Below are 13,164 nucleotides of genomic sequence, written 5' to 3' on the forward strand. Positions count from 1 at the left end.
TCCGTATGCCGGATGCCGCGTAGATATCGCTGCGCAAGGTTCGCAGAACGGCCCAGACGAACAACCAGAGCAGCAGCAGGAACCCCGCACGGGTCAATTGCAGGATCAGTCCCTGCACGGCGTTCCACCTCCTGTTCGCCCGGGTACGTCGGTACGGCAGGTGCGGGACGAACCACCCCCACCAGCGTGCTGGCTTGCGGGCCCCGAGGTCGGGACCGTGCGTGTAATGGCAGCATCATAGAGCCGACCGCGTCGACTCGTGATGTGCACCGCGCAGCTTACGGGATCAAACGATCCGGATCAGGATCTCGGAATGTCCGGCCCGGATCACGTCGCCGTCGGCGAGCTGCCAATCCTGTACCGGTGAGCCGTTGACGAGCGTTCCGTTGGTCGAACCCAGGTCGGAGAGCATGGCCGTCTGGCCGTCCCAGCGCACCTCGATATGGCGACGCGACACTCCCGTGTCGGGCAGCCGGAAGTGGGCGTCCTGGCCGCGGCCGATGATGTTGGAACCCTCGCGCAGCGCGTAGGTGCGGCCGCTGCCGTCGTCGAGCTGGAGCGTGGCCGAGTAGCTCGATTGCGCGGCGGCGTAGCCCGCGCCCTGCTGCTGGCCGTAGCCCTGCTGCTGCCCGTAACCGGCGGCGGGCTGGCCGTAGCCGCCCTGTTCCTCCTGGCCGTAGGCGGGCTCGGCGTAACCGGGCTGCGCGCCGTAGGCCTGCTGGCCGTAGCCCTGCTGCTGGGGTTCGGCGTAGCCCTGCTGGCCGTAGCCGCCCTGCTGGTCGTAGCCCGGGTCGGCGTAGCCCTGTTGGCCGTACCCACCCTGCTGGCCGTAGCCCTGCTGCTGGGGTTCGGCGTAGCCCTGCTGGCCGTAGCCGCCCTGCTGGTCGTAGCCCGGATCGGCGTAACCGGACTGGCCGCCCTGTGCGCCGTACCCGCCCTGCTGGCTGTAGGCCTGTTGGCCGTAGCCGCCCTGCTGGTCGTAGCCGGGCTGTTGGCCGTATCCGCCCTGCTGGCCGTAGCCCTGCTGCGCGGGGTCGTAGCCGTTCTGGTAATCGCCACCCTGCTGGCCGTAGGCGTCGCCGTATCCGGGCTGCGCCTCGGGCGCGCCGTAGCCACCACCACGGCCGTAATCGTCGGCCGGGTAGGGAGCCCCCTGCGCGCCGGCGGGCGGCGGTGCGTACCCGCGGTTGCGTGGATCGGACTCCGCGGGCTCTCGGCTTGGCTCGTAGCCTGAGTTATGCGTCATGGGGCCAGCTCCTGGTTGCGGGTGTGCGGGTCGTTGTGGCGGTCCGGGGCGAGGTGGGGCCGTCCCGCGGCCGGCATCGGGGTCGACGCGGCCGCTCGCTCTGAACATTCCGGTGTGCAGCGTAGGTGATGCCTCGAACGCCACGTGTACTTCGCCGTAGGTCTGCCAGCCCTGCTCGCGGATGTAATCCTGCAGATGTTTGGCGAACGCTTTGGTTGTCAGGTCGTGATCGGCGTCGAGCTTGCCGTGATCGGTTTCGTTGATCGTGATCACGTAACTGTTCGGCGCGAGTCGGTGTCCGCCCTCCAGATCCTGGATCTGATCTGCGGCTTCCTGCTGCAGCGCGGCCTCCACCTCCTGGGGAACCACACTGCCGCCGAACACCCTCGCGAACACGTCACCGACAGCGCCCTGCAAGCGACGTTCGAATCTCGATACGATGCCCATCACAGCCCTCCCTTCGGTGCGCGTGTCCGCGATTCTCGACACGCTGGTTACGGCGTGTCCGGACCCGACCACGTTCCTTGCATGATATCCACGATCCTCTACCTGGGTAACTCCCGGCGGCGCCCCCCGGTTCCCACGCCGGTTTGCGCCACATCGCCGCAGGTCAGGTAATCGATTTTATTTTCGCCCGCGGGGCATGTTAGATTTTTCCAGTCGCTCGGGCGAGTGGCGGAATGGCAGACGCGCTGGCTTCAGGTGCCAGTGTCCGTAAGGACGTGGGGGTTCAAGTCCCCCTTCGCCCACAAGACTAAAGGCTCGATCCCATTGGATCGGGCCTTCTGTCGTTTCCGGGGTCAACGACGGGCTAGGCGAAGCAGGGCGGCACGCAGATCCGGCCGAGGGGACTGTGAGTCCAACTCGAGTAGGGCGGTTTCGGCTATGGCCGCTACCAAGAGGACAGCGACGGGCAGCGCCTCGGACCAACCCATCGCCGCCAGGTCCGCGGCGAGCAGCTCCGCGGCGGCGCTGTTGCGGGCGCTCACCTCGGTGGCCAGGCCCGCGTCGGTTCTGGCCTGTACCAGGAGGCCCTTCGTCGCGGGGGCGGCCAGGCAGCCGTCGAGGTAGGCGTCGATCCCGGCCGTGAGGCGCGCTTCGCCGGGCGGCAGCTCGGCGGTCGCCACGGTGACCTGGTCGCCGAGATCGTCGTGGAAGGCACGATGCAGGGCGAGGATGTAGGACTCCCGGCTGGGCCAGTGCTGGTAGAAGCTGCCCTTGGCCATCTTGGCCTCGGCCGCGATCGCGTTGACCGAGAGCTTGCTCAGCGTCTCGGTGGCCAGTAGCTGCCTGCCCGCGTTCAACAGCGCGCGGCGCCCGGGTTCGGCGGATCTCATGGGGGCATTCCAGCACGGGTGTCGAGAAACTCGTGAGAACGGCCGGACGGTTTCGTCATCGCCTCGGTGATCGGAATGCTTCTCTCCGACCTCGAAGTCGGGTTCTATACAGATCGTGCTGTCTGCGATCCGCCACCGTGTTCTCGCGCCGACCCATGCCGCCGCGTGCGCCCTTCTGCTCGCGTGCGTGTGGGCGGGCCCCGCGTCGGCCGCCCCGCCGGTGACCGGTCCGCTCGCGGCCAACCCCTTCCTCGGTCCGCTCGGGACGGCGACGATGCACGGGGACGCGGGCTCCTCGGATGTGACGCCGCTGGCCGGGCCCGCCCCCGGGTCCGGTGTCACGGTGTATCCGCTCGGGGCGGCGTGCCCGACGCTGCTCGAAGGCTCGGATGGCCTGGTGGTGGGGCTGTGCACCGCCATCGCGGGGCAGACGCCGACGGTGTTCCTCTTCGATTCGGGTGCGCCGGGGCCGGTCGGTGGGGCGCTCGCTTCGTTGTCGTTGACCAAGGGGAGCTTGCTCGGCGGGGTGTACGCCTATCTCGACAACGAGGATCGGCTGGTGGTCGTCGACGGCGGGCGACGGTTGTTGCGGGTGGCGCATGGTCGTGGTGATGACGGTGTGTGGCGGTTGACCGCCACCGTGCAGGCCGACCTGAGTGGCGCGATTCCCCAGGGCGACAACGTGACCGGACTGGTTCCCGATTGGTCGGGCAATGTCTGGTTCGCGACCGGACACGGGGTGGTCGGGTTCGTGGGCCGCGACGGCGGTATCGGAACGGTCGCACTGCCGTCCGGGGAACTGGTCGCCAACAGTATTTCGTCCGCGCCGAACGGCGGTGTGGCCGTGGCGAGTACGCACGCGCTCTATGAACTGCGCGCGCGAGCCGGTGATCCCGAGATTCTTTGGCGATCGGCCTACGATCGCGGGTCCGCGCGGAAGCCGGGTCAGCTCAGCTGGGGAACCGGCTCCACACCAACGTATTTCGGGCCGGTGCGCGGCGACGAGTATCTCGCCATTGTCGACAACGCCGACGATCTGGTGCGCCTCATCGTGGCGCGCTCGGGTACGGGTGAGCAGGTCTGTTCCCTCCCGGTTCCCGTCGGCGGCAGTGAGAATTCGCCGATCGGGATCGGTGCGTCGATCTTCGTCGCGAGTACCTACGGCTATCCGTATCCCACTGTTCCCGAGGGGGCGGGTCCGGCTGTGCCTGCGAGCGCGCCGTTCCGCGGCGGTCTGAGCCGGGTCGATCTCACGGCTGACGGCTGTGTCCCGGTGTGGGACAGTGAGGTCCGCAGCGCGGCCGTGCCACGACTGTCGCTCGCCGACGCGGGCATCCACACCATGCGGCGGGTCGGGCCCGACGCGACAACCCCCCTCGACGGATTCGACTATGTCGTTCTCGACCCCGCGACCGGGGCGGTACGGACCTCGATTCCGCTGCCCGGCACGCTCGCCGAAGATCCGCTGCAGATGGCCGCGCTCATCACCAGGGGTGGCGCGCTCTGGCAGGGAACGATCACCGGCGTCGTCCGGATCGGCTGAGCCGCTTCGGCGCACTGAACCCGACCTCGCGCCTGTTTCGGCGGCCGACGACCGCCGTGGCCTGCCGGTATGGCCGCTGCGCTGACCGAGTGTGCGAGGGCCCTCATTCCCGCACGAGCCGCTGGGTACTCGCAGGTGAGGCGAAGGTCACACTGCCCGTGCAACCTTGTATTCCGGATGTTCTTCTGCTGATTTCTGCCCGTTCGGCGGACCGTTCGCAACCGGTCGTTCGTCCGGTTAGAGGTGATGAATTCAGTGTTTCAGGGTGATTGCTGAGCACACATCTCGTTTGCAGCGCAGTTAACAAACTTGAGGTTTCTTTTGGCGTTTCAAGTAGGCGCCGATCGTAATTACGTTGCCGAAACCCCAGGTGACAGCTATGACAAGGGCTCAACGTGATCCGAATCAACCTTGCTCAACATTCGCGAGCGAAGCCCTTCGCGGGTGCGCGATTCGTTATCGAAGGTTTGCTCGGAGTGAATTCTCGATGCCGCCGATCGCTCGATCCGGGGCGCGCCAGAAGTTTGCTGGAGGTGTGAAAATCGGTGCGTCCACAGACCTTTGCGGGTTCGTTATTTTCGCCCGGACCTGCGCGTTGGGGGTTGCGTGGGCATAACGATTGTGTACAGTTGACGGTAACGCTGGCCGCAGTTCGAGCCCGACTCGCTGCGGCCAGCGGAACTCAAATGGGGGAGTTCGTCACCGTCTCTTAATCTTCCGTAGCTGCCGATTATCCGGTGCTGTCACCGCACGGTGTGCTCGGAGTTGTCGGCCGCACAAATGCACGCACAGTTGCGAACTCACGCCCGGTCGAGCGCCTTCGCGGGCGGCATCAGCCACCGATCGGCCGGATCCGCCGACTGGACCGGTACCACCACGGCGGTGGCATCTTGTTCCTCGGCCACTCGCCTGCCGATCCCGAAGACGTAGTAGAGGAACGCCCCCTCGGCCACGAACCCCAGCGCGATCCGCACCGGCACGGGCAGCGTGCTCGGTGTCACGAATCCCTCCAGCAGGCCGCACACCAACAGCACGCCCACCAGCCCGAGTGCCACCGTCGCGGTCGCACGCCCCTGTCGTGCCATCGCGGCGGCCCGGCTGCGATGGCCGGGGTCGACCAGCGTCCACCCGAGCTTCAACCCCACCCCACCCGCGACGAACAGCGCGGTGAGCTCCAGCGTGCCGTGCGGCAGGATGAAGCCGAAGAACGAATCCAGCCGCCCCGCCTCGGCCATCAATCCACCGGTTATCCCCAGGTTCAGCGCATTCATGAACAGTGCGTACACAGCCGGCAGGATCAGGACGCCGGTGAACAGCGCGATCGCCGAGACCAGCGAATTGTGTGTCCACACCTTGGCGGCGAAGGCCTCGTTGGGGTGCACGGAGTAGTACGACTCGAACGAACCTCCAGGTCCGGTGACATTCGACAGATCTCCGTCGGGTATCCCCAGCGCGTCGCGGGCCGCGGCCGAACGATCCACGAGTACGGCGATCACGCCCGCCACGGCCAGGCAGATCGCCGTTGTCCCCAGCCACCACGGCCAGGCTCTGTACACAGCCGCGGGAAAGTGCCGGGTGAAGAACCGGCCCACTTCACGCCATGGCTGCGACCGCGCCGCCAGTACCCGCCCACGGGCCCGCGCCAGCAGCGCGCTCAGCCGGCCGACGAGCTCCGGATCCGGCTGGTGTCCCTGCAATCCGGCCAGCTGCTGCGAGGTGGACCGGTACAACCGGACCAACTCGTCGGCCTCCGCGCCGGAGAGTTTGCGCTGGCGCACCAGCTGATCGAGCCGATACCACGACCGTTGACGTGCCCAGCTGTAGGCATCGGTGTCCATATCGGGAATGCTAGCCACATGGCTGAATTCACCACCGGCGAAGCGGTGGCGCTCGAGCTCCCCATCGCGCGTATCCCCAGCCGTGCCGGCGCTTTTCTGCTCGACCTGATGCTCCAGCTCGCTCTCGCCGCGACGCTGGGATACCTCTTGGTGCTCATGATGTTGGCCACCGACGCCGACTCCGCCTGGTTCTCGGTGACGGCGGTCATCACGCTGGTGGCCGTGCTGATCGCCTACCCGGTGGTCAGCGAAACCGTCTCGCGTGGCCGGTCGCTGGGCAAGCTGGCGTTCGGTTTGCGCGTCGTGCGGGCCGACGCGGGGCCGATCGACTTCCGGCACGCGCTCACCCGGGGCCTCGCGGGGGCGATTGTGGATTTCTGGATGCTCGGTGCGTTCGGCGCGGTCGCGGTTGTCACCTCGCTGTGCTCGCGCGAGGGCAGGCGGGTGGGCGATGTGCTCGCCGGAACGGTAGTTGTGCACACCCGCCCAACAATGCCGGTGCCGTCGCTCGCGGTGGCTCCCCCGTGGTTGGCCGGTTGGTCGGCACAGCTGGATCCGAGCGGGATCTCCGACGAACTCGCCGCGGCGGCCCGCCGGTATCTGACCAGGCTGCCCACGCTGACGCCGCCCACACAGCACTATCTGGGCACGCGGCTCGTCGAGGCCATGTGCGCTGCGCTGCGCTGCCCGGCACCCGTCGGCTACCCGCCCTATCACGTGCTCGGCGCGATTCTCGCTCGGCGACAGCAGCTTTCACGGGTGTAACTCCACAGCCTGTGGATGAATCGGCTGTGGATGAATCAGGTTGTGCGGCAGCCCACCTGTGCACAGAACACCTGTGGATGAAACTGTTGGTGGGTCGGTGGATGAACTGTGAGTACCGGTGGAAACTGCGGTTATCCACAACCAGGTGCGATTGTGCGCAACTCGCGATGTCCGTCGATCACAGCGAGCCGGACTGCTTCAGTTCGAGGTATTCGTCGGCCAGCGCCTCCGGTAGGCGATCGGGGGCGGCGGACACCACGTCCACACCGCGCCGCCGCAGCGATTCCCGCACGAGAGCGCGTTCGGCCAGCACGGTTTCGGCGGCGGCCGCCAGATAGACCTGTGAGCGATCGCCCGCCGCCGCGGCGATATCGGGATCGGTGACCGAGACGATCAGCACCCGATGCCGCCGCGTGAGCGTCGGCAGCGCGGGCAACAGGTGCTCGGTGACGGTCGGCCCGTCCAGACTGGTGAACCACACGATCAACGCTCGACGGCGAACCCGCGAGAGCACGGTACGCACCAGCCCGTCGGTGTCGGTGTCCACCAGCTGTGGACCGACCCCGGCGAGGGTGTGCATAAGTTTCACCGGCAGCTGAGTGCCGCCGACGCCGCTCACTTCCGCGCGCACCAGACGGTCGTAGGCCAGCAGATCCACCGTGTCGCCCGCGGCCGCGGCCAGGCTCCCGAGCAGCAGCGCCGCTTCGATCGCGCTGTCGAGCCGCGTGCCCTCGCCGACCCGACCCGCGCCGGCGCGCCCGGTATCCAAGACCATCAGCATGTGCCGGTTGCGTTCGGGCCGCCAGGTCCGCACCAGGACGTCGTTCGCGCGCGCGGTGGCCCGCCAGTCGATGCTGCGCACGTCATCGCCGGCCACGTACTCGCGGAACGAGTCGAACTCGGTGCCCTGTCCGCGCGTATTCGCGACATTGCGTCCTTCGAGATGATGCAGCCGCTTCACCTTCGAGCGCAGCAGTCGCTCACTGCGAAACGCGGGCAGCGCGCGCACCCGGGCAGGTACCTCGACGCGGCTCTGCCGTCCGGCCAGCCCGAGCGGTCCGAGCAGCCGCAGCGTCACCGGGCCCGCCACGCGATCACCGCGGTAGGTAGGAGTAAGGCTGGTGCGCAAGCGAATTCGGGTATGCGGGGCCAGCTCGATGCGGTGACCACCGACGTCGGCGCGCGCGCTGTCGGGCCAGGCGTCCCACAGCAGGCCGCGCACGACGGACGTGCCGATATTGGTGACAGCCAGCTCCACCTCGGTGCCGCGACCGAGCCGAACCACCGTCAACGGTGCGCGGGTCAGCGCGAGCGAATCCGTTCGCGCGGTGAGCGCGAAATCGGTCAGTAGCAGCGCCGCCAGCACCGCGCAGGCGCCGAGCACGCCCACCCACGTCGGTACCACGAACATCACCACCGCCGCCGCGATCGTGGCGAGCAGCGCGAACCGGCCTGTGACCACCACGTCGCTAGACCGGAACCGGCACCGAGACCAGCAACGACGAGAGCACACCCTCGGCGCTCACCCCGTCCAGCTCGGCCTCCGGCCGCAACTGCAGCCGATGTCGAAGTACCGCCATCGCCACGGTTTTCACGTCATCGGGGGTCACGTACGCGCGGCCGTTGAGCCAGGCGAAGGCGCGGGCGGCGGCCAGCAGCGCGGTCGCGCCACGGGTGGACGCGCCGTGCGCGACGGCGGGGGAGGACCGGGTGGCCCGGCACAGATCGACGATGTAGGCCAGCACCTCCGGGCTCACGGTCACCTGGCCCACCGCGGCGCGCGCGGCCGCGATGTGCTCGGGTCCGGCGACCGGGCGCAGTCCGGCGGCGCCGAGGTCGCGGGGATCGAAGCCGCCGGCGTGGCGTTGCAGGATGCGGAACTCGTCGTCGCGGTCGGGCAGCCGGATATCGACCTTGAACAGGAACCGGTCCAGCTGCGCTTCGGGCAGCGGGTAGGTGCCCTCCTGCTCGATCGGGTTCTGGGTGGCGACGACGACGAACGGATCGGGCAGCGGACGCGGTTGACCGTCTACCGAAACCTGGCGCTCCTCCATCGATTCCAGCAGTGAGGACTGGGTTTTCGGTGGCGTGCGGTTGATCTCGTCGGCCAGCAGCAAATTGGTGAAGACCGGGCCCTTGCGGAAGGTGAACTCGGCGGAATGCGGGTCGTAGATCTGGGATCCGGTGACATCGCCCGGCATCAGGTCGGGGGTGAACTGCACGCGTGCGTGCTCGAGCGCCAGCGAGGTGGCCAGCGCGCGTACCAGCAGTGTCTTCGCCACGCCCGGAACACCTTCCAACAGCACATGGCCGCGGCACAGCAGGGCGAGCACCAGATACAGCACGGCCTGATCGTTGCCGACCACCGCCTTGCCGATCTCGGCGCGCAGCGCCGCCAGCGCCGCCGCCGCCTCTTGCGCGCTCGGCGTCTCCAGCAGCGCGGCGTCCTTGGAAATATTTGTCATCCGAGCTCCGTCTCGATCCATTCGAGGTGTGCGGCAATGTAATTCAGGGTCGTCTCGTCCGGAACATCGCCGAACAGGACAGTGCCGATCTGCTGAGCGGGTACGCCGAGTCGGTTCGCCACGGCGATGACCAGTTGATCGTTGGTGAGCTCGCCGCGCAGGCGCGGGGTGATCCGGCGCAGCGTCGCGGCGCGCAGGATCTCGGCCACATGGGCTACGTCGCCGGAGCGGCGGTAGAGGCCGGCCTGCCCCGCGAGCAGTTCGTTCGCGGGGACCTCGACCGGACGCGGTTCGCCGACCAGCGCGCCACGCCTGCGCGCTCGCCACCAGATCAGCGCCACGAAGGCCAGCAGGAACTGCAACCCACCGAACGCCAACCAGCCGGGTAGGCGGGTGAAGATCGAGTCCTTGCCGCTGCCGAAATCGAGATCGCTGTCGTCGGGCGGGGTGTCCGGTGGATCCGGCGGGTTGGGCAGATCGGGCGGGTGGGGTGCGTTGGGGGCGCCGCACGACTGCATGGTGGCGTAGACCAGCAGCGCGATGGCGAGTCCCGCCGCGAGCGCCGCCCAGAAGCGGGGGTTGCGCAGGAACGAGGGCAGCGGGGGAAGCTTCCTGCGCTGCCTCGACTCTCGCTCGACCACCTCGACCTCGACCTCGAGCGGATCGAGGACGGGTGGTGGCGCGGACTGCGAGTATCGGTCGGCGTATTCGAGGCGGCGGTACTCGTCCTCGGTGGCCGTGCGTCCGCCGTAGACGACTTCGTCGAAACTTCGTGCCGCCGGATGTAATTCAGTGGACTGCTCCAGCGGCAGCGCCGTGGTCGCATCGTCGGCGGTCTCCTGCGCGGTGCGCGAACGGCGCACCGGCAAGCTGCCGTCCTGTTCGAGTCCGCGCAGTACGGCACGGAAGCGTTCGCGCAGCGCGCGGTCGTAATCGCGGCGCCCCGCGGCGTTCTCGGCGGCGGCGCGATGTTCGGCGGCGGCGCCGAGACGAGGTTGCGGTGGAACGCCATCGGGGAATTCGGTCACCGGCGATCACCGGGAATCCGGATGTCCATGCCTTCGCGCACACACCGCCTGCTGATGTAGCAGAGCACGCGGCTGGTCGCCTCGACGATCTCGCTCACGGTCACCACCAGCAGCAACCCGCCGACGAGCAGGGCGATGACGGCCCAGCGATGCGTACCGGAGAAGTCGGACAGGAAGAACGGGATACCGAACGCGGGCACCGCGAGAACCGCGAAGATGCATCGCTGGGTGAGCCACAGACCGGCGGTCGGCCAGTCGGCGCCGTGCACGAGCTCCTTCGAACGGGCAACGCCCACACCGAAACCCGCGTGCTCGGCGACGATCGCCGGCTCGGTGACGAACCGCCGCGCGCGCACATACGAAAGCCAGATCAGCGCGAGCGGATAGGTGATCACCAGAATGCTGCCCACCAGCAGCACTGCGATCCCGATGAGCGTGAACACGATCTGGGCGAGCACCAACGGCGTCGACCGTCGGCCCGCGGCCCGCAACCCGTCGAGCAGGCCGTAGCGAACCCCGTGGAAATCGGCGAGCGCGATGGCGATGGTCGCACCACGCAGCACCAGGCGAATCACCCACACACAGACCGCGGTCGACAGGATCGCGGCCCAGGCGGTGCCCGCATCGGAGCCGTCGGTGAGGTGGGAAACCAAGCCTGTCGCCCCGAGCGCGACGAGCACACCGAGCGCGAGCGCACTTCCGCCGAGCACCGCGAAGGTCCGGATATGGGCCTGGATCAGCGCGAACGGCTCATCGAGCAATTCGCGGAAACGCAAGGGACGGATCGGCACCGTAGGCGGCATTGGCGGCACCGGCGCCTGCACCAGTGCCGGATCGACTCCCGCCCCGACGGCGCCAACCGTTTCGGCAGGACGCACGGGCCGAGTCTAGCCATTCCCGCCCGTCCCGCCCGGTGTGTCCTCCGAAGGCTCCGCCTCGACCGCGCCCCCGCTCCACCCCCCCCAGGCTGGGTAACCCCCGTATGTCTCTACCCAAAGGGGCCCGCCCCGATCTGGACTGACCGAAGGGTGCGACGAAGGAGTACCCGTAGGGAGGGAAGACCGGGGCCCAAGGGGCCCCGCTCGAGCGCGCCAGCGCTCCAAAAACAGGGCCCGGTTCTACCCGTTGTCATCCCTACCGAAAACCGGCTGCCCGACAGCCGACCCCTCATCGACCAACGCCGAGACCCGTGGCAGCGCGATCTGAGTCGGCTTCAACCGCCCGCGCAACGTGACAGTTTCCCCGAGCACCCACTGCGCGGATTCGGAGTCGGCCGCCGCCGCGAGCGTCGTCGCCGAGGTCAACAACCGCTCGTCGTGCTGTTTGGACAGCTCGCACAGCCGGGCGGCCTCGTTCACCGCGTCACCGATCACCGTGAACTCGTACCGATTGTGCGTCCCCACATTGCCCGCCACCACCCGTCCGGCCGCGACGCCGATCCCCGCGTCGAGGTCGGAGGCATCGCGCAATCGGCGCTGGATCGCCCGACCGCACGACAGTGCCGACCCGGCCGGGTCGTCGAGGGGAGCGGGGGTGCCGAACACGGCGAGCGCGGCGTCACCCTCGAACTTGTTGAGCAGCCCGCCGTGCCGCTCGACCTCGTCGACGACGATGTCGAAGAACCGGTTGAGAATGCCGACGATCTCGGGTGCCGGCAGGGTGGCCGCCATCGTGGTGGAGCCGATGATGTCGATGAACAGGGCCGCGGCTTCGGTTTCGGTGCCGCCGAGCACCGGCTGGGAGGCGATGGCCGCCATCGCGACATCGTGGCCGACGTGCTTGCCGAACAGGTCCTCGATCATCGCCCGCTCGCGCAGGCCGTGCACCATCGTGTTGAAGCCGCTCTGTAGCTCGCCCAGTTCGGTGCCGTCGTAGAGGGCGATCTCGGCGTCGAGGTCACCGTTCTCGACGCGGCGCAGCGCCTGTCGCACACCCTTGATCGGGGCCACCGTCGCCGCGACGACCTGGGCCATCAGGATCAACCCGAACACCAGCGCCGAGCCGCCGAAGCTGAGCATGCACACCGCGAGCCTGGCCTTGCTCACCGCGGGATCGGCCAGCGCCCACACCGCCACTGTCATCGTCAGCGTCACCGGCACCCCCACCCCGACGAACCACGACAGCATGGTCCGACCGAACACACCGATGCCGCGGCGGCGGTGCGGGTCGGCGGCCAGCACGCGCGCGGTCACCGGGCGCAGCGCGAACTCGATGATCAGGTAGCTGTTGGCGCACACGACGATCGCGGCGGCTCCGGTCGAGAGGACGACCTTGGGAATCAGCGCGGGCTCCAGCACGCCGTAGACGATGGTGAGCACTGCCGACGTGAGCGTCCACAGAAGGGCCTGCTGTAGCACCATCCAGCGCGGCGCCGACACGGTGACCTGCTGTTCGGCCGGTGTCGGCACGTGCTCGGGATCGGTGGCCCAGCCCATCGTGCGGACCCCCGCCACGGTGCCCCACACGGTGCCGCCGGCCAGCGCCAGCGCGGCGCACAGTGGGGTGAAAACGCTGTTCACCAGCAGGAGTTGTCGGGTGAACACGGTGGGGCCCGGCAGGACGAAGCCCGCCAGCACCACCACCATGACGATGCCGATCAGATTGGCGATGAGCAGCGGAACGGTGAGCAACAACTGCACTCGGACGCGACGGATCTTCGATGCCTCGTCGACCGGCCCGAGTAGCGGAGAGCCCCATGGCGCTGATCCCGCCGCGCCTGCCGATCCATCGCGGTTGATCACCTCTGCACTGTAAACCGATGGCGCTACTGTCGGCCACAGAGTTGCCCAGGTCACTGTGTGGGTGGGTTTGCTATAACAAGTGGTCGTGATCGGTTTTGTGATGGCGCACGGGGTTTCCGGCGGCGGTGTCGAGTGTTGAGTCTTATGGTGTACAAATGTTCACTGAGTGGTGCGGTGAACTTCGGGGGCTGTCCGGCCTGG

General features: G+C 68.1%; 10 protein-coding genes, 1 tRNA gene and 1 pseudogene. 3 read left to right on the plus strand and 9 right to left on the minus strand.

Annotated features, from left to right (window positions below):
- Together NA12_RS33840 and NA12_RS23735 are read right to left on the minus strand one after the other, a co-directional pair.
- Nucleotides 1–118 (minus strand): annotated as a pseudogene (locus NA12_RS33840) (FHA domain-containing protein FhaB/FipA); the annotation flags it as partial.
- A 168-nt stretch (nucleotides 119–286) separates the two neighbouring features.
- Nucleotides 287–1,693 (minus strand): FHA domain-containing protein, encoded by a 1,407-nt coding sequence (locus NA12_RS23735; RefSeq protein ID WP_067455495.1) that lies wholly within the window; start codon nucleotides 1,691–1,693, stop codon nucleotides 287–289.
- A gap of 219 nt (nucleotides 1,694–1,912) precedes the next feature.
- Here NA12_RS23735 and NA12_RS23740 point away from each other — a divergent pair.
- Nucleotides 1,913–1,995: transfer RNA gene (locus NA12_RS23740), tRNA-Leu, on the plus strand.
- A 51-nt stretch (nucleotides 1,996–2,046) separates the two neighbouring features.
- Here the strand turns inward: NA12_RS23740 and NA12_RS23745 are convergent.
- Nucleotides 2,047–2,583, minus strand: a complete 537-nt coding sequence (locus NA12_RS23745; protein ID WP_067455497.1) for a TetR/AcrR family transcriptional regulator — start codon at nucleotides 2,581–2,583, stop codon at nucleotides 2,047–2,049.
- Nucleotides 2,584–2,701: 118 nt separating this feature from the next.
- Here NA12_RS23745 and NA12_RS23750 point away from each other — a divergent pair, with 118 nt between their 5' ends.
- Nucleotides 2,702–4,126, plus strand: coding sequence for a hypothetical protein (locus tag NA12_RS23750; protein ID WP_243654839.1), 1,425 nt, complete (start codon nucleotides 2,702–2,704; stop codon nucleotides 4,124–4,126).
- 800 nt (nucleotides 4,127–4,926) lie between these two features.
- Here the strand turns inward: NA12_RS23750 and NA12_RS23755 are convergent.
- Complete coding sequence (locus NA12_RS23755; RefSeq protein WP_067455500.1) at nucleotides 4,927–5,964, minus strand: stage II sporulation protein M; 1,038 nt, start codon at nucleotides 5,962–5,964, stop codon at nucleotides 4,927–4,929.
- A gap of 18 nt (nucleotides 5,965–5,982) precedes the next feature.
- On the opposite strand from NA12_RS23755, the gene NA12_RS23760 reads away from it, so the two are divergent.
- Nucleotides 5,983–6,729: an RDD family protein gene (locus NA12_RS23760; RefSeq protein WP_067455503.1), complete on the plus strand. Its 747-nt coding sequence runs from the start codon at nucleotides 5,983–5,985 to the stop codon at nucleotides 6,727–6,729.
- A gap of 178 nt (nucleotides 6,730–6,907) precedes the next feature.
- On the opposite strand, the gene NA12_RS23765 is transcribed toward NA12_RS23760, so the two are convergent.
- The 5 genes from NA12_RS23765 to NA12_RS23785 form a co-directional block, all read right to left on the minus strand.
- A complete protein-coding gene (locus tag NA12_RS23765; protein ID WP_067455506.1) occupies nucleotides 6,908–8,194 on the minus strand; it encodes a DUF58 domain-containing protein in 1,287 nt (428 codons plus the stop codon).
- 4 nt (nucleotides 8,195–8,198) lie between these two features.
- The gene (locus NA12_RS23770; protein WP_067455509.1) at nucleotides 8,199–9,194 is read right to left on the minus strand and encodes an AAA family ATPase; all 996 of its coding nucleotides are present in this window, start codon (nucleotides 9,192–9,194) and stop codon (nucleotides 8,199–8,201) included.
- Complete coding sequence (locus tag NA12_RS23775; RefSeq protein WP_067455511.1) at nucleotides 9,191–10,222, minus strand: DUF4129 domain-containing protein; 1,032 nt, start codon at nucleotides 10,220–10,222, stop codon at nucleotides 9,191–9,193. Before NA12_RS23775 ends, NA12_RS23770 begins: the two co-directional genes overlap by 4 nt.
- Entirely contained in the window at nucleotides 10,219–11,100 is an 882-nt protein-coding gene (locus tag NA12_RS23780; RefSeq protein ID WP_084473048.1) for a hypothetical protein, read from the minus strand. The genes NA12_RS23775 and NA12_RS23780 overlap by 4 nt, the downstream gene beginning before the upstream one ends.
- A 240-nt stretch (nucleotides 11,101–11,340) precedes the next feature.
- The gene (locus tag NA12_RS23785; RefSeq protein WP_067455514.1) at nucleotides 11,341–12,963 is read right to left on the minus strand and encodes an adenylate/guanylate cyclase domain-containing protein; all 1,623 of its coding nucleotides are present in this window, start codon (nucleotides 12,961–12,963) and stop codon (nucleotides 11,341–11,343) included.
- Nucleotides 12,964–13,164: the final 201 nt, after the last annotated feature.

Source organism: Nocardia alba NBRC 108234 (assembly GCF_001612665.1).
Taxonomy (GTDB): domain Bacteria; phylum Actinomycetota; class Actinomycetes; order Mycobacteriales; family Mycobacteriaceae; genus Nocardia; species Nocardia alba.